17 protein-coding genes are annotated in these 19805 nt (G+C 67.9%); 13 read left to right on the forward strand and 4 right to left on the reverse strand.

The features are described from left to right. Positions 1–56: 56 nt before the first annotated feature. Both M8R19_RS15690 and M8R19_RS15695 read left to right on the forward strand, forming a co-directional pair. Entirely contained in the window at positions 57–347 is a 291-nt protein-coding gene (locus M8R19_RS15690; RefSeq protein WP_009614560.1) for a DUF2782 domain-containing protein, read from the forward strand. Between the two features lie 34 nt (positions 348–381). After that, on the forward strand, positions 382–1332 hold the full coding sequence (locus tag M8R19_RS15695) for a homoserine kinase (protein WP_249918275.1): 951 nt from the start codon (positions 382–384) through the stop codon (positions 1330–1332). A gap of 837 nt (positions 1333–2169) precedes the next feature. On the opposite strand, the gene M8R19_RS15700 is transcribed toward M8R19_RS15695, so the two are convergent. From M8R19_RS15700 to M8R19_RS15710, 3 genes are all read right to left on the reverse strand, one after another. After that, a complete protein-coding gene (locus M8R19_RS15700; RefSeq protein WP_043270067.1) occupies positions 2170–2856 on the reverse strand; it encodes a TSCPD domain-containing protein in 687 nt (228 codons plus the stop codon). Positions 2857–2873: 17 nt separating this feature from the next. After that, positions 2874–5021 carry an adenosylcobalamin-dependent ribonucleoside-diphosphate reductase gene (locus M8R19_RS15705; protein WP_249918276.1) on the reverse strand — a complete coding sequence of 716 codons (2148 nt, stop codon included), beginning with the start codon at positions 5019–5021 and terminating at the stop codon, positions 2874–2876. A 494-nt stretch (positions 5022–5515) separates the two neighbouring features. Then, the gene (locus M8R19_RS15710; protein ID WP_074980818.1) at positions 5516–6436 is read right to left on the reverse strand and encodes a zinc ABC transporter substrate-binding protein ZnuA; all 921 of its coding nucleotides are present in this window, start codon (positions 6434–6436) and stop codon (positions 5516–5518) included. A gap of 70 nt (positions 6437–6506) precedes the next feature. Between M8R19_RS15710 and zur the strand changes: the two genes are divergently transcribed. The 10 genes from zur to M8R19_RS15760 all read left to right on the forward strand — a co-directional run bounded on the left by zur (position 6507) and on the right by M8R19_RS15760 (position 16728). Then, a complete protein-coding gene (zur, locus tag M8R19_RS15715; RefSeq protein WP_116425980.1) occupies positions 6507–7013 on the forward strand; it encodes a zinc uptake transcriptional repressor Zur in 507 nt (168 codons plus the stop codon). Beyond that, on the forward strand, positions 7013–7822 hold the full coding sequence (znuC, locus tag M8R19_RS15720) for a zinc ABC transporter ATP-binding protein ZnuC (RefSeq protein ID WP_074980816.1): 810 nt from the start codon (positions 7013–7015) through the stop codon (positions 7820–7822). Before zur ends, znuC begins: the two co-directional genes overlap by 1 nt. Continuing rightward, positions 7815–8603, forward strand: a complete 789-nt coding sequence (gene znuB, locus M8R19_RS15725; RefSeq protein ID WP_009614550.1) for a zinc ABC transporter permease subunit ZnuB — start codon at positions 7815–7817, stop codon at positions 8601–8603. Before znuC ends, znuB begins: the two co-directional genes overlap by 8 nt. Positions 8604–8640: 37 nt before the next feature. Continuing rightward, the gene (locus tag M8R19_RS15730) at positions 8641–9015 is read left to right on the forward strand and encodes a hypothetical protein (RefSeq protein WP_074980815.1); all 375 of its coding nucleotides are present in this window, start codon (positions 8641–8643) and stop codon (positions 9013–9015) included. A gap of 178 nt (positions 9016–9193) precedes the next feature. Further along, the gene (locus tag M8R19_RS15735; RefSeq protein ID WP_249918277.1) at positions 9194–10204 is read left to right on the forward strand and encodes a methionine ABC transporter ATP-binding protein; all 1011 of its coding nucleotides are present in this window, start codon (positions 9194–9196) and stop codon (positions 10202–10204) included. Beyond that, entirely contained in the window at positions 10201–10866 is a 666-nt protein-coding gene (locus M8R19_RS15740; protein WP_061560296.1) for a methionine ABC transporter permease, read from the forward strand. The genes M8R19_RS15735 and M8R19_RS15740 overlap by 4 nt, the downstream gene beginning before the upstream one ends. A gap of 46 nt (positions 10867–10912) precedes the next feature. Next, a complete protein-coding gene (locus M8R19_RS15745; protein ID WP_249918278.1) occupies positions 10913–11695 on the forward strand; it encodes a MetQ/NlpA family ABC transporter substrate-binding protein in 783 nt (260 codons plus the stop codon). A gap of 610 nt (positions 11696–12305) precedes the next feature. Next, complete coding sequence (locus M8R19_RS15750) at positions 12306–14387, forward strand: 3-hydroxyacyl-CoA dehydrogenase NAD-binding domain-containing protein (RefSeq protein WP_249918279.1); 2082 nt, start codon at positions 12306–12308, stop codon at positions 14385–14387. A gap of 9 nt (positions 14388–14396) precedes the next feature. Beyond that, positions 14397–15587, forward strand: a complete 1191-nt coding sequence (locus tag M8R19_RS15755; protein ID WP_249918280.1) for an acyl-CoA dehydrogenase family protein — start codon at positions 14397–14399, stop codon at positions 15585–15587. A gap of 10 nt (positions 15588–15597) precedes the next feature. Next, positions 15598–16728: an acyl-CoA dehydrogenase family protein gene (locus tag M8R19_RS15760; protein ID WP_249918281.1), complete on the forward strand. Its 1131-nt coding sequence runs from the start codon at positions 15598–15600 to the stop codon at positions 16726–16728. A gap of 453 nt (positions 16729–17181) precedes the next feature. Here the strand turns inward: M8R19_RS15760 and M8R19_RS15765 are convergent, their stop codons facing one another. Beyond that, positions 17182–17967, reverse strand: coding sequence for an IclR family transcriptional regulator (locus M8R19_RS15765; protein WP_249918282.1), 786 nt, complete (start codon positions 17965–17967; stop codon positions 17182–17184). A 183-nt stretch (positions 17968–18150) separates the two neighbouring features. Between M8R19_RS15765 and M8R19_RS15770 the strand changes: the two genes are divergently transcribed. Continuing rightward, entirely contained in the window at positions 18151–19782 is a 1632-nt protein-coding gene (locus M8R19_RS15770) for an AMP-binding protein (protein WP_249918283.1), read from the forward strand. Positions 19783–19805 lie beyond the last annotated feature (23 nt).

Consider the following 19805-nt stretch of genomic DNA (forward strand, 5'->3'; position numbering starts at 1 on the left):
CCGGAGGCCAGGGGCTAGAATGACCCCAGCCGAATCGACAAAGGAACAAGGTTATCATGCGCAGTCGCAAACGCTGGTTGCTAGCCGCCCTGCTGGCCGTATCCCCCCTGGTCGCCATGGCGGTGGACGAGGAAGCGCCGACGCCCGAACCGGATGTGACCATCCGCCAGGAGGGCGACAAGACCATCCAGGAATACCGGGTCAACGGCTTCCTCTACGCCATCAAGGTCACGCCCAAGCATGGCAAGCCGTATTTCCTGGTGCGCCAGGACGGCAGCGATGGCAATTTCATCCGTTCCGACCAGCCGGACAAGCTGATCCCGCAGTGGCAGATATTCAGCTGGTAAACCTTCAACCCCATGGCGCTCACGAGGCCTGAGCATGTCGGTATTCACCCCTCTTGAGCGTTCCACCCTGGAAAGCTTCCTCGCGCCCTACGGGCTGGGGCGCCTGCACGAGTTCCGCGGCATCCCCGAGGGCTCGGAGAACAGCAACTTCTTCGTCAGCCTGGAGCGCGGCGAATTCGTCCTGACCCTGGTCGAGCGCGGCCCGGTGCAGGACCTGCCGTTCTTCGTCGAACTGCTCGACGTGCTCCACGAGGCCGACCTGCCGGTGCCCTACGCCCTGCGCACCGAATCCGGCGAGGCCCTGCGCCAGCTGGAGGGCAAGCCGGCGCTGCTGCAGCCGCGCCTGCCCGGCCGCCACGAGCGCCAGCCCAACGCCCACCATTGCGGCGAGGTCGGCGCCCTGCTGGCGCGCCTGCACCTGGCCACCCGCGGGCGCATCATCGAACGCCCCAGCGACCGCGGCCTGAGCTGGATGCTGCACCAGGGCGAGAACCTCGCCTCGCACCTGGCCCCGGCCCCGCGCGAACTGCTGGAAAACGCCCTGGAGGAAATCGCCCGGCTGCTCGCCGAACAGCCCGAGCTGCCGCGCGCCAACCTGCACGCCGACCTGTTCCGCGACAACGTGCTGTTCGACGGCCCGCACCTGGCCGGGGTGATCGACTTCTACAACGCCTGCTCGGGCTGGATGCTCTACGACCTGGCGATCACCCTGAACGACTGGTGCTCCCACGACGACGGCGAACTCGACGGTCCGCGCGCCCGCGCGCTGCTGGCCGCCTACGCCAGCCGCCGGCCGTTCACCGCCCTGGAGGCCGAGCTGTGGCCGGAAATGCTGCGCGTGGCCTGCGTGCGCTTCTGGCTGTCGCGCCTGATCGCCGCCGAGGCCTTCGCCGGGCAGGACGTGCTGATCCACGACCCGGGCGAGTTCGAACGGCGCCTGGCGAAGCGGCAGAAGGTGGACATACACCTGCCGTTTGCGTTGTAGGGCCGCCGCCGGACGGTACGATTTTTTGTAGGAGCGGATTTATCCGCGATTTCCGCCGGCAGGGCCGGCGTATATACGCTATCGCGGACGGAGTCCGCTCCTACGTCCGTGCATCCCAGGGGCCTCGATGCCCACCTGTAGGAGCACGCCCTGCGCGCGATCGCGGAATGACACCCCACAGTTGCAAACTGCCGGATGGCATGGCTTTTCGTAGGAGCGAGCTTGCTCGCGAAGGGGGATCGTGCCGAGTCATGGCGATGGGTATCGCTTCGCTCAACCCATCCTACGGGGGTGTTTCTCCTACAGGCCTACAGGTTAACGCCGAATTTCCCATCTGCGCCGGACAGCCCCCTCTCCCTTCAGGGCGGGGCGCGCAGCCGAGGGTTGGGGAGAGGGAGCGGAGTCAACCCAACGCACCAGAGTCGTCGGGAAACACGGTTCGCGAGCAAGCTCGCTCCTACAGGGGATGTGCCAGCGTGGCGCATGCGGGTGTGAAGATCTGATTCGGAGCAGACATCCCTGTCGATACTCCTCTGCTCAAGTTCAACCCCGGCCCGGCCATCCTTGGCCGGTCGTTCGCCGGCGCGACGCATGCTCGTACGGAGTGAAGATCCGATCTTGAGCAGACATCCCTGTCGATACTCCTCTGCCCAAGTTCAACCCCGGCCTGACCATCCATGGTCAGTCGTTCGCCGGCGCGACGCATGCTCGTACGGAGTGAAGATCCGATCTTGAGCAGACATCCCTGTCGATACTCCTCTGCCCAAGTTCAACCCCGGCCTGACCATCCATGGTCAGTCGTTCGCCGGGCGAAGCATGCTTCGCAAAGACTCCGGCTCACCCACATTTCGAATACCCGCAATTCAGGCAGGTCGCGCAACCGTCCATCTGCACCACCGCCATGGTGTTGCACTTGCCGCACAGCTGGGCACCGGCGGGGAAGCCTTCGCCGGGTTCGGCCTTGTTGGTGCCCTGGGCCGCTTCGTAGGCCGCGCGTTTTTCCGCCAGGTACAGGCGTTGTTCCTCGTCGATCTGCGGGCCCTGCATCAGGCCGATGGCTACCAGGTGGCGTTCCACCACCGCGCCTATCTCGGCGACGATGGAGGGCATGTAGATGCCGCCGCGCTTGAGGTAGCCGCCGCGCGGGTCGAACACCGCCTTCATTTCCTCCACCAGGAAGGTGCAATCGCCGCCCTTGCGGAACACTGCCGACATGATGCGGGTGAGGGCGACTATCCACTGGAAGTGGTCCATGTTCTTCGAGTTGATGAAGATCTCGAAGGGCCGGCGCTGCTCGTAGGGCGTGTCGGGGTTGAGCACCATGTCGTTGATGGTCACGTAGAGCGCGTGCTCGAACAGCGGCGACTTGATCTTGTAGGTGGCGCCCACCAGGATCTCCGGGCGCTGCAGGGTTTCGTCCATCTTCACCACGGCCGCCGCCGCGGCAGCCTCGGCGCGGGCCTTTTCCTCGGCGACGTCGACCACTTCGAAGCTGCGGATCTTCTGGTTGATTTTCACTGGCATGGAATTCCTCCGCGGCTTCAGAACTTGCCGTAGTAGCCTTCTTTCAAGGCATCGAACAGGTTGGCGGCGGTATGCGTCTCGCCGTCGTACTCCACTTCCTCGTTGCCCTTGAGTTCCACCGTGCTGCCGTCTTCCAGCTCGAAGCGGTAGAGGGTCTTCTCCAGGTCCGAGTCCTTGACCAGCACGCCCTGGAAGGCCGCCGGGTTGAAGCGGAAGGTGGTGCAGCCCTTCAGGCCCTGGCGCCAGGCGTAGAGGTAGATGTCCTTGAAGTCCTCGAAGGGGTAGTCGGTGGGCACGTTGGCGGTCTTGGAGATCGACGAGTCGATCCAGCGCTGCGCCGCCGCCTGGATGTCCACGTGCTGCTGCGGGGTGATGTCGTCGGCGGTGACGAAGTACTCCGGCAGGCGGTGCTTGCCGTCCTCGGCGTCGGGCACGGCCTTGGCGTCGACCTTGGCGCGGTAGGCCAGCAGCTCGTAGCTGAACACCGAGATCTTCTCCTTGGTCTTGCGCCCGGCGCGGATCAGGTTGCGCGAGTAGTGATGGGCGAAGCTCGGCTCGATGCCGTTGGAGGCGTTGTTGGCCAGGCTCAGGCTGATGGTGCCGGTGGGCGCGATGGAGCTGTGGTGGGTGAAGCGCGCGCCGTGGCGGGCCAGGGCCTCGACCAGTTGCGGGGCGTGCTCGGCGATGCGCTGCATGTAGCGCGAGTACTTGGCGTGGAGGACGCGCCCGGGCACCCGGTCGCCCGCCTTGAGGCCGTCGGCGGCCATTTCCGGGCGCTTGCGCAGCATTTCCGCGGTCACTTCGTAGTCCTGCGCCAGCACCGGCGCCGGGCCTTTCTCCAGGGCCAGGTCGAGGGCCACTTCCCAGCCCACCAGGGCCATCTCGCGCGCCACTTCCTCGGTGAACACGCAGGCCTCGGGGCTGCCGTAGCGCAGCTTGAGCATGGTCAGCGTCGAGCCCAGGCCGAGGAAGCCCATGCCGTGGCGGCGCTTGCCGAGGATTTCCTCGCGCTGCTGCGCAAGCGGCAGGCCGTTGACCTCCACCACGTTGTCGAGCATGCGGGTGAACACCCGCACCACCTCGCGGTAGCGCTCCCAGTCGAAGTGCGGCTCGTCGCCGAAGGGGTCGACGACGAAGCCGGTGAGGTTCACCGAGCCCAGCAGGCAGGAACCATAGGGCGGCAACGGCTGCTCGCCGCAGGGGTTGGTGGCGCGGATGGCCTCGCACCACCAGTTGTTGTTCAGCTCGTTGACGCGGTCGATGAGGATGAAGCCCGGCTCGGCGTAGTCGTAGGTGGAGACCATGATCATGTCCCACAGGTGCCGCGCCTTCACGCGCCCGTAGACCTTGCAGGCGACGCGGCCGTCCTCGCCGACCAGGTAGTCGTCATGAATCGGCCAGTCGCGCCAGAGTACCTGGGCCGGGTCGTCCAGGTCGACCTCGTCGCGCTCCTTATGGTGCACCGGGAACAGCAGCGGCCAGTCGGCGTCGGCCTGCACCGCCTGCATGAAGTCGTCGGTGATCAGCAGGCTGAGGTTGAACTGGCGCAGCCGGCCGTCCTCGCGCTTGGCGCGGATGAACTCGCGCACGTCCGGATGGACGACGTCGAAGGTGCCCATCTGCGCGCCGCGGCGGCCGCCGGCGGAGCTGACGGTGAAGCACATCTTGTCGAAGATATCCATGAACGACAGCGGCCCGCTGGTGTGCGCGCCGGCGCCGGAGACGTAGGCGCCGCGCGGGCGCAGGGTGCTGAACTCGTAGCCGATGCCGCAGCCGGCCTTGAGCGTCAGGCCGGCCTCGTGGACCTTCTGCAGGATGTCGTCCATGGAGTCGTGGATGATCCCGGAGACGGTGCAGTTGATGGTCGAGGTGGCCGGCTTGTGCCCCTGGGCGCCGGCGTTGGAGATGATTCGCCCGGCCGGGATGGCGCCATGGCGCAGGGTCCAGAGGAAGCGCTCGTACCAGTGCTCGCGGGTCGCCGCGTCCGGCTCGACGTCGGCCAGGGCGCGGGCCACCCGCTGCCAGGTCTCGTCGACGCTGGCGTCGATGGGCGTGCCGTCCTTCTGCTTGAGCCGGTATTTGCTGTCCCAGATGTCCTGGGACGCCGGCTGCAGTTCGAGTGCCGCCTGGTCTGTGCCCTGCGGGCGAGCATCGGTCTTGGCCATCCGCTGAAGATCCTCCCGTTGGTGCGCGGCCGGCTTGGGGCAGACCGCAATATCTAGTTATCCAGTAAATACACGAAACTACATATTGTGTATTTAGTCCTGTCGGAGACTCTAGTACCCGGAAGAGGTATTTGCCTATGAGGCGATGGGACGCAGGGGGAAAGTGTAGGTGAGCGGGGGCGGGAGGAAGGGGTTGGGGTGGGGGCAAGAGCGCAAGAGCGCCCTCTCCCTAACCCTCGGCTGCGCGCCCCGCCCTGAAGGGAGAGGGGACCGTTCGGAGTGCGCTGATATTTCCGCGTTAGCCGGCTTGTACCGAGTTGCCGGCTGACACCAAATCCTTTCTCGGCACGGACTAGCCCCCTCTCCCTTCAGGGCGGGGCGCGCAGCCGAGGGCTGGGGAGAGGGAGCGGACCCCGATTCAGCACCATGGCCCATCACCATGGCATGGCCCGATGGGTATCGCTTCGCTCAACCCATCCTACAAGAGCACTCTCTCAGAGCTTCTCCAGACACCCGGCGAACTCGTCAGCCAGGTTACCCAGCAGCTTCTCATAGCCATTGGCATCGACCTTGACCGCCACGCCCAGGTCATCCAGCTCGGCCAGCTGCACCGGCAGGCCGGCGCTGAGGGTATCGGCCAGGCGCGGGCGGAGCGGCGGTTCGCTGAAGATGCACGACGGGCCGGCCTTCTGCAGCTGCGCGCGCATCGCGGCGACGTGCTTCGCCCCCGGCTGCACGTCCGCGGACAGGGCGAAGACCCCCGCATGGCGCAGGCCGTAGGCCTCCTCGAAGTAGTCGAAGGCCTCGTGGAAGACGAAGTAGGGCTTGCCGACCAGCGGCGCCAGGCGCTGCTTCAGGCGCGCGTCGAGCTGTTCCATGCGCTCGTCGAAGGCCTTGAGGTTGGCCTGGTAGCGCCCGGCGTTGAGCGGGTCGGCGATTGCCAGGTCCTCGGCCATGCGCGCGGCGATGGCCTGGGCGTTGGCCGGCAGCAGCCAGAGGTGCGCGTCCAGGGTGCCGGGGCGGTGATCGTGGTCGTGATCCTCGTAGTCGGCGTGGCTCATGTTCTCGAAGTTGACGAACTTGCGCAGGTGCATGCCCGGCAGCTCCTGCACCGCCACGCTGGGGGCCTGGCGGGCCTGCAGCGGCTTGCCGAGGAACACTTCCATGTCCGGACCGATCCAGTAGAACAGCTGGGCCTCGCGCAGGCGGCGCACGTCCGAGGGGCGCAGGGCGTAGCTGTGCGGCGAGGCGCCGGGCGGCAGCAGCACGTCGGGGCTGCCCTCGCCGTCCTGGACGGCGGCGGCGATCAGTTGCAGCGGCTTGATGCTGGTCAGCACCTTGACCTCGGCGCTGGCGCCAAGGCTCAGGAACAGGGTGCAGCAGGCGAGGAGCAGGGCGGATGGGCGCAGGGACACGGCGGACTCACACGGGAAGGGAGGTAAAGGGTAATATAATAACGTCTCCGTACCCGAGCGTCGTCGCCGCATGTACAAGTTGATGCCCAACACCCCGCTGGCCTGCCGCCCGCACGACCACGCCACCTGCGTAGCCGGTGCCCTGGCCGAGGCAGACGCGCTCTGCGCGCGCCAGGGCGTGCGCCTGACCGAGCTGCGCCGGCGCGTGCTGGAACTGGTGTGGCAGAGCCACAAGCCGCTGGGCGCCTACGACATCCTCGCCGTGCTCAGCGAGGCGGACGGCCGCCGCGCCGCGCCGCCCACCGTCTACCGGGCGCTGGACTTCCTCCTGGAAAACGGCCTGGTGCACCGCATCGCCTCGCTCAACGCCTTCGTCGGCTGCAACAACCCCGAGCACGCCCACGAGGGCCAGTTCCTCATCTGCCGCGCCTGCCACACCGCCATCGAGCTGGAGCAGCCGGCCATCAGCGCGGCCATAGTCGCCGGCGCCGAGGGCGTCGGCTTCAGCGTCGAGACGCAGACCGTCGAAGTGGTCGGCCTCTGCGCCGCCTGCGCGCCCAAGCAGCGGGAGGCCTGATGAGCCAGCCCCTGGTCCGCCTCGAAGGGGTGGGCGTGCGCTATGCCGGGCAGGCGGTGCTGCAGAACGTCAGCCTGAGCATCGGCGCCGGCGAGATCGTCACCCTGATCGGCCCCAACGGCGCCGGCAAGACCACCCTGGTGCGCAGCGTGCTCGGGCTGCTCAAGCCCGACAGCGGCACGGTGTGGCGCCAGCCGAAGCTGACCATCGGCTACATGCCGCAGAAGCTCCACGTCGACCCGACCCTACCGCTCTCGGTGCTGCGCTTCCTGCGCCTGGTGCCGGGCGTGGGCCGCGAGCAGGCCCTGGCCGCGCTCAAGGAAGTGGGCGCCGCGCAGGTGCTGGACAGCCCGCTGCAGACCGTCTCCGGCGGCGAACTGCAGCGCGTGCTGCTGGCCCGCGCGCTGCTGCGCAAGCCGCAGCTGCTGGTGCTGGACGAGCCCGTGCAAGGCGTCGACGTCGCCGGCCAGGCCGAGCTGTACCGCCTGATCACCCGCCTGCGCGACCGCCTGGGCTGCGGCGTGCTGATGGTCTCCCACGACCTGCACCTGGTGATGAGCACCACCGACCAGGTGGTCTGCCTGAACCGCCACGTGTGCTGCCACGGCCACCCCGAGCAGGTCAGCGGCGACCCGGCCTTCGTCGAGCTGTTCGGCCAGGACGCCCGCAGCCTGGCGGTCTACCACCACCACCACGACCATGCCCACGACCTGCACGGCGAAGTGGTGCCGCAGGGCGGCGCCGGCCTGGCGATCCACGGCAAACTGACCCCGGTCCACAAGCACGGCCCCGACTGCAACCATGGCTGATTTCCTTCTCTACGCGCTGCTGGCCGGGCTGTCCCTGGCGCTGGTCGCAGGCCCCCTGGGCTCCTTCGTGGTCTGGCGGCGCATGGCCTATTTCGGCGACACCCTGTCCCACGCCGCGCTGCTCGGCGTGGCCCTGGGCTTCCTGCTGGACGTCAGCCCGACCCTGGCGGTAACCGTCGGCTGCGTGCTGCTGGCCGTACTGCTGGTGACCCTGCAGCAGCGCCAGCCACTGGCCGCCGACACCCTGCTGGGCATCCTCGCCCACAGCACCCTGTCCCTGGGCCTGGTGACCCTGAGCTTCATGAAGGAAGTGCGGGTGGACCTGATGGCCTACCTGTTCGGCGACCTGCTGGCGGTGAGCCAGACCGACCTCATGTGGATAGTCGCCGGCAGCGCCCTGGTGCTGGGGCTGATCTGCTGGCTGTGGCGGCCGCTGCTGGCGATCACCGTGCACGAGGAGCTGGCGCGGGTCGAGGGCCTGCCGGTCACCGCCATCCGCCTGGCGCTGATGCTGCTGATCGCCATCGTCATCGCCGTGGCCATGAAGATCGTCGGCGTGCTGCTGATCACCTCGCTGCTGATCATTCCCGCCGCCGCCGCCCAGCGCCACGCCCGCAGCCCCGAGCAGATGGCCTTCGGCGCCACCCTGGTGGGCCTGGTGGCGGTGTGCGCCGGGCTTGCGCTGTCGTGGTTCAAGGACACCCCGGCCGGGCCGTCCATCGTGGTCAGCGCGGCGGCGCTGTTCCTGCTGAGTTTTGTCCTGCCGCGGCGGACGGTGTAGAATTTGTCGATTTTTTGATCAATCGAGAATGACTGGCATGAAGTCCCTTGCCCTCCGTCTGCTTTCCGTCCTCTCCCTCGCCCTGCTGCTGGGCGCGTGCCAGAGCCTGTCCGGCCAGGCGCCGAGCGGCTCCGGCTTCGAGGCCCGCCTGGCCGCCGGCCAGCTGGAAGCCGCGCAACTGCAGCTGGGCCAGGAGCACGAGGACGCCGCGCAGCTGGCCGAACGCCGCCAGCGCCTGGCCGACGCCTACCTGCAACGCAGCCGCGAGGCCCTGCAGGCCGGCGACGTCAACGGCGCCAGCAACGCCCTGGCCCGCGCCCGCTCGCTGATGCCGCGCGCCCCGGCGCTGGCCGCCGACGTCAAGGACATCGGCCAGCCCAAGGCCGCCGCCCCGGTCAAGTGCGAGCCCTGAAACCCGCGTCCGCCCGTCTTATTCCATTTCGCTCGGCCCTTATCCGAACAAGGATTAATCGGCTATAGGAAAGCAGGGTAAAATGCGCGGTTTTTGCCGAGCGCCTACGCTCGTTTGCCAGGACACCCCGGCAGAGCGCGCCATTCCCACACTTCGCCGTACCCACAAGGTTCGCCACGTGATCGAATTCCACGACGTCCACAAGACCTACCGCGTCGCCGGCCGCGACATCCCGGCCCTGCAGCCGACGCGCCTGACCATCGGCGCCGGCCAGGTGTTCGGCCTGATCGGCCACTCCGGCGCCGGCAAGAGCACCCTGCTGCGCCTGATCAACCGCCTGGAAGAACCCAGCGGCGGGCGCATCGTCATCGACGGCGAGGACGTCACCGCCCTCGACGCCGACGGCCTGCGGCGCTTCCGCCAGCGCGTCGGGATGATCTTCCAGCACTTCAACCTGCTGGCCTCCAAGACCGTGGCCGAGAACATCGCCATGCCGATGAGGCTGGCCGGCAGCTTCAGCGCCACACAGATCGCCGCGCGGGTGGACGAACTGCTCAAGCGCGTGGGCCTGCAGGACCACGCCCGCAAGTACCCGGCGCAACTCTCCGGCGGCCAGAAGCAGCGCGTCGGCATCGCCCGCGCCCTGGCCTGCGGGCCCAAGCTGCTGCTCTGCGACGAGGCCACCAGCGCGCTGGACCCGCAGACCACCGGCCAGGTCCTGCAGCTGCTGGCGGAGATCAACCGCGAGCTGAAGCTGACCATCGTGCTCATCACCCACGAGATGGACGTGATCCGCCGCGTCTGCGACCGCGTGGCGGTGATGGACGCCGGCAGCATCGTCGAACAGGGCGAGGTGGCCGACGTCTTCCTCCACCCGCAGCACGAGACCACCCGGCGCTTCGTCTTCGAGGCCGAGCGCGTCGACGAGAACGAGCAGCACGACGACTTCGCCCACGTGCCCGGGCGCATCCTGCGCCTGACCTTCCGCGGCGAAGCCACCTACGCCCCGCTGCTGGGCACCGTGGCGCGGCAGACCGGGGTGGACTACAGCATCCTCGCCGGGCGCATCGACCGCATCAAGGACCAGCCCTACGGCCAGCTGACCCTGGCCCTGGTGGGCGGCGACATGGAGGCGGCCATGGCCCAGCTGAACGCGGCCGAGGTACATGTGGAGGTGCTGCGCGCATGAACGACTTCTTTATAAATATCGACTGGTCGGAAATCCTCCAGGCCAGCATCGACACCTTCTGGATGCTCGGCGGCTCGCTGCTGTTCACCGTCATCCTCGGCCTGCCGCTGGGCGTGCTGCTGTTCCTCACCGGGCCCAAGCAGCTGTTCCAGAACCGCGCGGTCTACGCCCTGCTGTCCTTCGTGGTCAACGTGCTGCGCTCGCTGCCGTTCATCATCCTGCTGATCGTGATGATCCCCTTCACCGTGCTGATCACCGGCACCTCGCTGGGCGTCGCCGGGGCCATCCCGCCGCTGGTGGTGGGCGCCACGCCGTTCTTCGCGCGCCTGGTGGAAACCGCCCTGCGCGAGGTCGACAAGGGCATCATCGAGGCCACCCAGGCGATGGGCGCCAGCACCCGCCAGATCATCTGCAACGCCCTGCTGCCGGAGGCCCGCCCGGGCATCATCGCCGCCATCACCGTCACCGCCATCACCCTGGTGTCCTACACCGCGATGGCCGGCGTGGTCGGCGCCGGCGGCCTCGGCGACCTGGCCATCCGCTTCGGCTACCAGCGCTTCCAGACCGACGTCATGGTGGTCACCGTGATCATGCTGCTGGTGCTGGTGCAGGTTCTGCAGACCGTCGGCGACAAGCTGGTGGTCCACTTCTCCCGCAAATAACCACAAGGCCCCGCGGGCCACAGGAAAATCCCAAAAGGAGCGCTCCATGAAGAAACTGCTTGCCGCCTTCGCCGCCACCGCGGCGCTGTCGATCACCGGCGCCCACGCGACCGAAACCCTCAGCGTGGCCGCCACCCCGGTGCCGCACGCGGAAATCCTCAACTTCGTCAAACCCATCCTGGCCAAGGAAGGGGTGGAGCTGAAGGTCAAGGAATTCACCGACTACGTGCAGCCCAACACCCAGGTCGCCGAGAAGCGCCTGGACGCCAACTTCTTCCAGCACCAGCCGTACCTGGATGAGTTCAACAAGTCCAAGGGCACCAGCCTGGTAGCCGTCACCGGCGTGCACATCGAGCCGCTGGGCGCCTACTCCAGCAAGTACAAGAAGCTCGACGAGCTGCCCTCCGGCGCCACCGTGGTGATCCCCAACGACGCCACCAACGGCGGCCGCGCCCTGCTGCTGCTGGCCAAGACCGGCCTGATCAAGCTCAAGGACGAGAAGAGCATCACCGCCACTCCGAAAGACATCACCGACAACCCGAAGAACATCAAGGTGCGTGAACTGGAAGCCGCGACCCTGCCGCGCGTGCTGGGCCAGGTCGACCTGGCGCTGATCAACACCAACTACGCCCTGGAAGCCAAGCTGAACCCGACCAAGGACGCCCTGGCCATCGAGGGTTCCGACTCGCCCTACGTGAACATCCTGGTAGCCCGCCCGGACAACAAGGACAGCGACGCCATGAAGAAACTGGCCGCCGCCCTGCACAGCCCCGAGGTGAAGCAGTTCATCCTGGAGAAGTACAAGGGTGCCGTGGTTCCGGCGTTCTGATAGCCGACCGCACCTTTGAAGAAGCCGCGCCCCGCAAGGGCGCGGCTTTTTTCTTGGCGGCTGTAAACAAGCTGCAACGGCCGGGGGGCTATAACGGTATTACCACGACTTCTTTCGCTTACAGACCGCTTTTCCAGATTCAGGCAGGGGAGAGCGGTCTTTTTTTGTCTGCGTTTCGCCCGCCGCTCCAACACCCCGCGCTTTGCGCTCTCGTAGGAGCGAGCTTGCTCGCGAACGGTACCTCCCGGCTGCCTCGGCGCCATGGCTTGACTCCGTTCCCTCTCCCTAACCCTCTCCCTGAAGGGAGAGGGGACCGTTCGGAGTGCTTGGGCATTCCTGAGTTAGCCGGCAGCGCCAGCGGTTTCCGGCTGAAACCATCACTTCTCTCGGCACAGACTGCCCCCTCTCCCTTCAGGGCGGGGCGCGCAGCCGAGGGCTGGGGAGAGGGCGCTCTTCGAACAAACACCATAGGCCCGGCCGGAAATCCGTTCGCGAGCAAGCTCGCTCCTACGAAAAGCACAACACCCTCGACAACCCCCAGTGATCTTTATATTCTGCACAGCGAAACATAATTCCGTTAAAAACCACAATTACAACGGAGACGCTGAGCATGTCCGAGGTAGTGCAGGTCGAACGTCACGCCGACGTGGCCCTGATCAAGGTCGACAATCCCCCGGTCAACGCCCTGGGCCTGGCGGTGCGCGCCGGGTTGCTGCGGGCCTTCCGCGAGGCCGAGGCGGATGCCGCGGTGCGCGCGGTGGTGCTGGTGTGCGCCGGACGCACCTTCATGGCCGGGGCGGATATCAAGGAATTCGGCAAGCCGCCGCAGGCGCCCTCGCTGCCCGAGGTGGTGGAAGCCATCGAGGCCTCCGCCAAGCCCAGCGTGGCGGTCATCCACGGCACCGCCCTGGGCGGCGGGCTGGAAGTGGCCCTGGCCTGCCATTACCGCATCGCCCGGGCCGATGCCCAGGTCGGCCTGCCGGAAGTGAAGATCGGCCTGCTCCCCGGCGCCGGCGGCACCCAGCGCCTGCCGCGCCTGGCCGGTGTGGCACGGGCGCTGGAGATGATCGTCTCCGGCAACCCGGTGAAAGCCCCGCAGGCCCTGGAATACGGCATCCTCGATGAACTCGTCGACGGCGACCTGGCCGAAACCGGCCTGGCCTACGCCCGCCGCCTGCTGGACGAGGGCCGCGGCCCGCGCCGCAGCGGCGAGCGCCAGGTACAAGGCGACGCCGCGCTGATCGCCGCCAAGCACGCCGAGGTGCAGAAGCGCATGCCCGGCCTGTTCTCCCCGCTGCGCTGCGTGGCGGCGGTGGAAGCCGCCAGCCGCCTGCCCCTGGCCGAGGGCCTGAAGCGCGAGCGCGAACTGTTCCAGGAATGCCTGGAGTCGCCGCAGCGCGCCGCCCTCATCCACGCCTTCTTCGCCGAGCGCGAAGCGGCGAAGATCGCCGGCCTGCCCGCCGACACCCCGGTGCGCGAAGTGCGCACGGCCGCGGTGATCGGCGGCGGCACCATGGGCGTGGGCATCGCCCTGTGCTTCGCCAACGTCGGCATCCCGGTGAAGCTGCTGGAAGTCGACGGCGCCGCCCTCGACCGCGCCCTGCAACGCGCCCGCGCCACCTACCAGGCCAGCGTCGAGCGCGGCAGCCTTTCCAGCGACGCGATGGAAAAACGCCTGGGCCTGATCCAGGGCGTGCTCGACTACGCCGCGCTGGCCGACGTGGACCTGGCGATCGAAGCCGTGTTCGAGAGCCTGGAGGTCAAGCGCCAGGTCTTCGAGCGCCTGGACGCGGTGTGCAAGCCCGGCGCCATCCTCGCCAGCAACACCTCGTCGCTGGACCTCGACGCCATCGCCGCCTTCACCCGGCGCCCGCAGGACGTGGTCGGCCTGCACTTCTTCAGCCCGGCCAACGTCATGCGCCTGCTGGAAGTGGTGCGCGGCCGCGAGACTTCCGCCGAAGTGCTGGCCAGCGCCATGCAGCTGGGCAAGCATCTGAAGAAGGTCGCGGTGGCGGTAGGCGTGTGCGACGGCTTCGTCGGCAACCGCATGATCTTCCAGTACGGCCGCCAGGCCGAGTTCCTCCTGGAGGAGGGCGCAAGCCCCGCCCAGGTGGACGCCGCCCTGCGCGACTTCGGCATGGCCATGGGCCCGCTGGCGGTGCGCGACCTCTCCGGGCTGGACATCAGCCACGCCATCCGCGAGCGCCAGCGCCCCGGCCTCGAGCCCGGGCAGACGCTGCCCACGGTGCTCGACCACCTGTTCGCCGCCGGCATGCTCGGGCAGAAGACCGGCGCCGGCTTCTACCTCTACCCGCAAGGCTCGCGCACCCCGCAGGACAACCCGGCGCTGCCGGCCATGCTGGAGCAAGCCGCTGCTGCCCGCGGCATCACTCGCCAGCCGGAGAGCGCCGAGCACATCGTCGAGCGCTGCCTCTTCGCCCTGGTCAACGAGGCCGCGCGCATCCTCGACGAGGGCATCGCCCAGCGCGCCAGCGACGTCGACCTGATCTTCCTCAACGGCTACGGCTTCCCGGCCTGGCGCGGCGGCCCGCTGTTCCACGCCGACCGCCTGGGCCTGGACCACGTACTGCAACGCATCCGCGAATTCCACCAGCGCTTCGGCGCCTGGTGGGAGCCGGCGCCGCTGCTCGAACGCCTGGTGGCCGAAGGCCGCCGTTTCGCCGACCTCTAAGGAACCGCCATGGACATCCACTTCACACCCGACGAACTGGCCTTCCGCGATGAAGTCCGCGCCTTCCTCCAGGCCAAGCTGCCGGCCGACATCGCCAGCAAGGTGCGCCTGGGCAAGCACCTGAACAAGCAGGACCACCAGCGCTGGCAACGCGCCCTCAGCGAGCAGGGCTGGTACGCCAGCCACTGGCCGGTGGAATTCGGCGGCACCGGCTGGAACGCCGTGCAGAAGCACATCTTCGAAGAGGAATGCGCCGCCTTCGGCGCGCCGCGCACCATCCCCTTCGGCGTGAACATGGTCGCCCCGGTGATCATCAGGTTCGGCACGCCCGAGCAGCAGGCCCACTACCTGCCGCGCATCCTCGACGGCACCGACTGGTGGTGCCAGGGCTACTCCGAGCCGGGCGCCGGCTCCGACCTGGCCTCGCTGAAAACCCGCGCGGTGCGCGAGGGCGACCATTACGTGGTGAACGGCCAGAAGACCTGGACGACCCTCGGCCAGCACGCCGACTGGATCTTCTGCCTGGTGCGCACCGACCCGGAGGCCCAGCAGCAGCGCGGCATCAGCTTCCTGCTGATCGACATGCAGAGCCCCGGCATCACCGTGCGGCCGATCATCACCCTGGACGGCGAGCACGAGGTCAACGAAGTCTTCTTCGACAACGTGAAAGTGCCGGTGCAGAACCTGGTCGGCCGCGAGAACGAAGGCTGGACCTGCGCCAAGTACCTGCTCACCTACGAGCGCACCGGCCTGGCCGGCATAGGCGCGTCCAAGGCGGTGCTGGCGCACCTCAAGCGCGTGGCCAGCCGCGAGCTGTGCGACGGCAGGCCGATGCTGGAAGACCCGCTGTTCCGTGCCCAGGTCGCCGAGGTGGAGATGCAGTTGATGGCCATCGAGATGAGCACCCTGCGCATCCTCGCCGCCGCCCGCGAAGGCGGCGTGCCGGGGGCGGAAAGCTCGATCCTCAAGGTCAAGGGCACCGAGATCCGCCAGGCCATCAGCCACCTGCTGCGCAAGGTCATCGGCCCCTACGCGCTGCCCTTCCTCGAAGAGGAATTCGAGCTGGGCGCCGAGCCGCTGCACGCCGACTACTCCTCGGCGCCGGCCAGCCAGTACTTCAACCTGCGCAAGCTGTCGATCTTCGGCGGCTCCAACGAAATCCAGAAGAACATCGTCTCGAAGATGATTCTCGAGCTGTGAGGGCGTGAGCATGGACTTCAAACTCAGCGAAGAGCAGCAGATGCTGCAGGACACCGCGGCGCGCCTGGTGCGCGACGAATACGCCTTCGACAGGCGCGAGGGCTTCGGCAAAAGCGAGCTGGGCTACAGCGCCGGCTTCTGGCGCCAGCTGGGCGAACTGGGGCTGACCTCGGTGTCGCTGCCGGAAGCCTACGGCGGCTTCGGCGGCGGCGTGGACAGCATGCTGGTGCTCACCGAACTGGGCCGCGGCCTGTGCCTGGAGCCCTACCTGCAATCGGTGGTGCACGCCGGCGGGCTGCTCGCCCAGCTCGGCAGCCAGGCACAGGAGGACAGCTGGCTGCCGCGCATCGCCAGCGCCGAGGCGCAACTGGCGGTGGCCCTGGAAGAACCGCAGAGCCATTACCAGCTGCACGACGTGCAGACCCGCGCGGAACAGGCCGGCGACGGCTGGAAGCTCAGCGGCCGCAAGGCGGTGGTGATCGGCGGGCAGAGCGCCACGGCGATCCTGGTTTCGGCGCGGGTAGCGGGCAACGCGCGGGACGAGGCGGGCATCGGCCTGTTCCTGGTCGATCCGCAGCAGAACGGCGTGCAGCGTCGTGCCTATCCGACCATCGACGGGCAGAAGGCTTGCGAGCTGTTCCTCGACGGCGCCCTCGGCGAGGCCGTCGGCGTACCGGGCGAAGCATTGCCGGCGCTGCGCTACCAGCAGGGCCGCGCCATCGCCGCGCAGTGCGCGGAAGCCCTGGGCAGCATGCAGGAAGCCTGCGCCCTGACCCTCGACTACCTGAAGACGCGCAAGCAGTTCGGCGTGCCCATCGGCAAGTTCCAGGTGCTGCAGCACCGCATGGTGGACATGCGCAGCGAGCTGGAGCAGGCCACGTCCATGGCCATCCTCGCTGCCTGTGTGGCGGACCAGCCGGACAGCGCCGAGCGCAGCCGCACCCTGGCGGCGGCCAAGTTCATCGTCACCCGCGCCGGGCGCTACATCGCCGAGCAGGCGATCCAGCTGCACGGCGGCATCGGCATGACCTGGGAATACGTGCTGGCGCACCATGCCAAGCGGCTGGTGATGCTGGGTCACCAGTTGGGCGATGACGATCATCACCTGAAGGCTTATGCGGGGTTGCTGGAGGTGGCGTAGGGCAGGCCTGCGGCCCCCTCACCCTAACCCTCTCCCGGAGGGAGAGGGGACCGTTTGGCGTGTGGGGGGAGGTTGGAGTCAGTCGGAAACCCAGGCGTTTCCGGCTGAAACCCTACTCCCAGCCGGCACGGACAGCTCCCTCTCCCTCTGGGAGAGGGCTGGGGTGAGGGAAGCCCGTGACTCGAAGGCCCATGCGGAATTGATGGAGGTGGCGCAGAGCAGGCCTGCGGCCCCCTCACCCTAACCCTCTCCCGGAGGGAGAGGGGACCGTTTGGTGTGTGCGGGAAGATTGGAGTCAGCCGAGAACCCTAGCATTTCCGGCTGAAACCCCACTCCCAGCCGGCACAGACGGCCCCCTCTCCCTCTGGGAGAGGGCTGGGGTGAGGGAAAAGCCCGAGCACCAACACCAACAGACCCACACCTTGTAGGAGCGAGCTTGCTCGCGAACCCGCCTCAGGCCCCCAGGCTCTCGATATCCCGCGCCAGCATCTCCAGCTCATGGGCCAGCGAGCCCTTGAGCGTTTCCTCGCTCAACTGGAACGACGGCGCACCACAGGTCAGCGCCATCAACCCCCCATCAGCCAAACGCAGCGGCACACCAGCCGCACGCACGTTGCGGTCCCAGTCACCAAGGGACAGGCAGAAACCATGCTCGCGATATTCCTCGAAGGAACGCTCCAGCGACGCACGCATGGCCGCCCAATCGCCTTCATGACGGGCTTCGAGGGCCTGCAGCAAATGCTCCCGCTCCTGCTCCGGAGTCGCCGCCAGGTAGGCACGACCCGCTGCAGTGGTAGCCAACGGCAAGCGCACACCAGCGTCCATACGCAGCGAGGTAGCCTCCGGCGGCCGGCAGTTCTCCACGTAGATCATCGACAGCCAGTCGCGGCAGGTCAGGCCCACGGTGGTGTTGGTGCGGCGGGCGAAGGCGTCCATGTAGGGCTTGGCCAGCTGGCGCACGCGCAGGTTCGACACGTAGGCGTAGCCCAGGGCGAGCACGCCGGAATCCAGCTGGTACTTCTCGTGCTGTTGCGAATAGCTGAGGTAGCCGAGCCTGGTCAGGGTGTAGGTCATGCGCGACACGGTCGGCTTGGGCAGGCCGGTGATCCGCGCGATCTCCTGGTTGCCCAGCACCACCGAGCCGTGGGTGAAGGCGCGCAGCACGTCCAGGCCGCGGGCCAGGGCCTCGACGAACTTGCGGTCCTTGGGTGCGCTGGGGTCTTCGAAATCGTCGCTCATGCTGCCTCGGCTATGGGGGAAATAAGGGCCGGAGCGGCGTCCGGCGCGGGCGAACGATAGCAGATCGGCATGCCGCGGACAGCAGGGCGACGGGCCGTTGCACAGGCAAAGGCTATCGCATACCATCGATTTCGACATCATGTTTCGCAGAGCAGAATAACAATTCACTGATGGAGGGCGACAATGCCCGTCACTGCCGAAAGCCATGTCGCCGCGCAATTCGCCGCGCGCGGTTACCGCAACGTCCACGACCTGCTGCGCGACGCCAGCCGCGAACACCCCGAGCGCCCCGCCTTCTCCTGCGCCGGCAGCTGCCTGAGCTTCGCCGAGCTGGAGCGCCAGGCCGACGCCTTCGCCCGCTACCTGCGCCACTGCGCCGGCCTGCAACCCGGCGAGCGCCTGGCGCTGATGCTGCCCAACTCCCTGCAATACCCCATCGCCGCCTTCGGCGCGCTCAAGGCCGGGCTGGTGCTGGTCAACACCAACCCGCAGTACACCGCCGGCGAGCTGAGCCACCAGCTGCGCGACTCCGGCGCCGTGGCCATCCTGCTGCTCGACCGCCTGCTGCCGCTGCTGCGCAAGGTCCAGGGCGACAGCGCAGTGCGCCAGGTGCTGCTGACCTCGGTGGAAGACATGCAAGCCCCGCAGCACACCTGCGACGAGCCCGACGCCACGCGCTTCATGCAGGCCCTGCGCCTGGGCGCCGGGGCCCCGCCGCTGGACGCCGAGCCGGGCCTGGAGCGCCTGGCGCTGCTGCAGTACACCGGCGGCACCACCGGGGTTTCCAAGGGCGCCATGCTCAGCCACTACAACCTGCTGGCCAACGTCATCCAGACCCTGGAGCTGTTCATGCGCCCGGGCCTGCTCGACCCGGCCAGCGACGTGCGCATCGCCCCGCTGCCGCTGTACCACATCATGGCCTTCTCCACGAATTGCCTCAGCTCCGTGGCCATGGGGCTGCACACCGTGGTGATCCGCGACGGGCGCAACCTCGATGAGATCATCGAGGCCATGCGCCGCTACCCCTTCACCCTGCTCAGCGGGCTGAACAGCCTGTTCGTCGGGCTGATGAACCACCCGGCCTTCGCCAGCCTGGACTTCAGCCACCTGAAATGGGTGACCAGCGGCGGCGCGCCGCTCAACCTGGAAGTCGGCCGGCGCTGGCAGGCGCTCACCGGCGCCCCGGTGCTGGAGGGCTTCGGCCTCACCGAGGCGTCGCCGGTGGTGTGCACCAACACCCGGCTGACGCCCTACCGCGAGGGCTTCGTCGGCCAGCCGCTGATCGACACCGAAGTGCGCATCGTCGACGAGGAGGGCAACCAGTGCCCGCTGGAAGTCCCCGGCGAGCTGTGCCTGCGCGGCCCGCAGGTGATGCGTGGCTACTGGGGCCGCCCGGAGGAAACCGCCCAGGTGCTGGACGCCGACGGCTGGCTGCGCACCGGCGACATCGCCCTGCAGGACGCCAACGGCCTGCTGAAGATCGTCGACCGCAAGAAGGACATGATTCTGGTGTCGGGCTTCAACGTCTTCCCCAACGAGGTGGAGGACGCGGTGATGCGCCACCCGGGCATCCGCGAGTGCATCGCCATCGGCGTGCCGGACGCGCGCAAGGGCGAGTCGGTGAAGCTGTTCGTCAGCCTGCGCGACCCGGCCCTGGACGCCGCCGCGATCATCGCCCACTGCCGCGAGCACCTCACCGGCTACAAGGTGCCGAGCTTCGTCGAGATTCTCGACGAGCTGCCCAAGACCTCGGTGGGCAAGATGCTCCGCCGCCAACTGCGCGACCTGGAAGAGCGACGGAACCCCACGCCGTGATCCCAGCGACTATGGTGAAGACA

This window comes from Pseudomonas sp. R3.Fl, assembly GCF_023516765.1.
GTDB classification, from domain to species: domain Bacteria; phylum Pseudomonadota; class Gammaproteobacteria; order Pseudomonadales; family Pseudomonadaceae; genus Pseudomonas; species Pseudomonas citronellolis.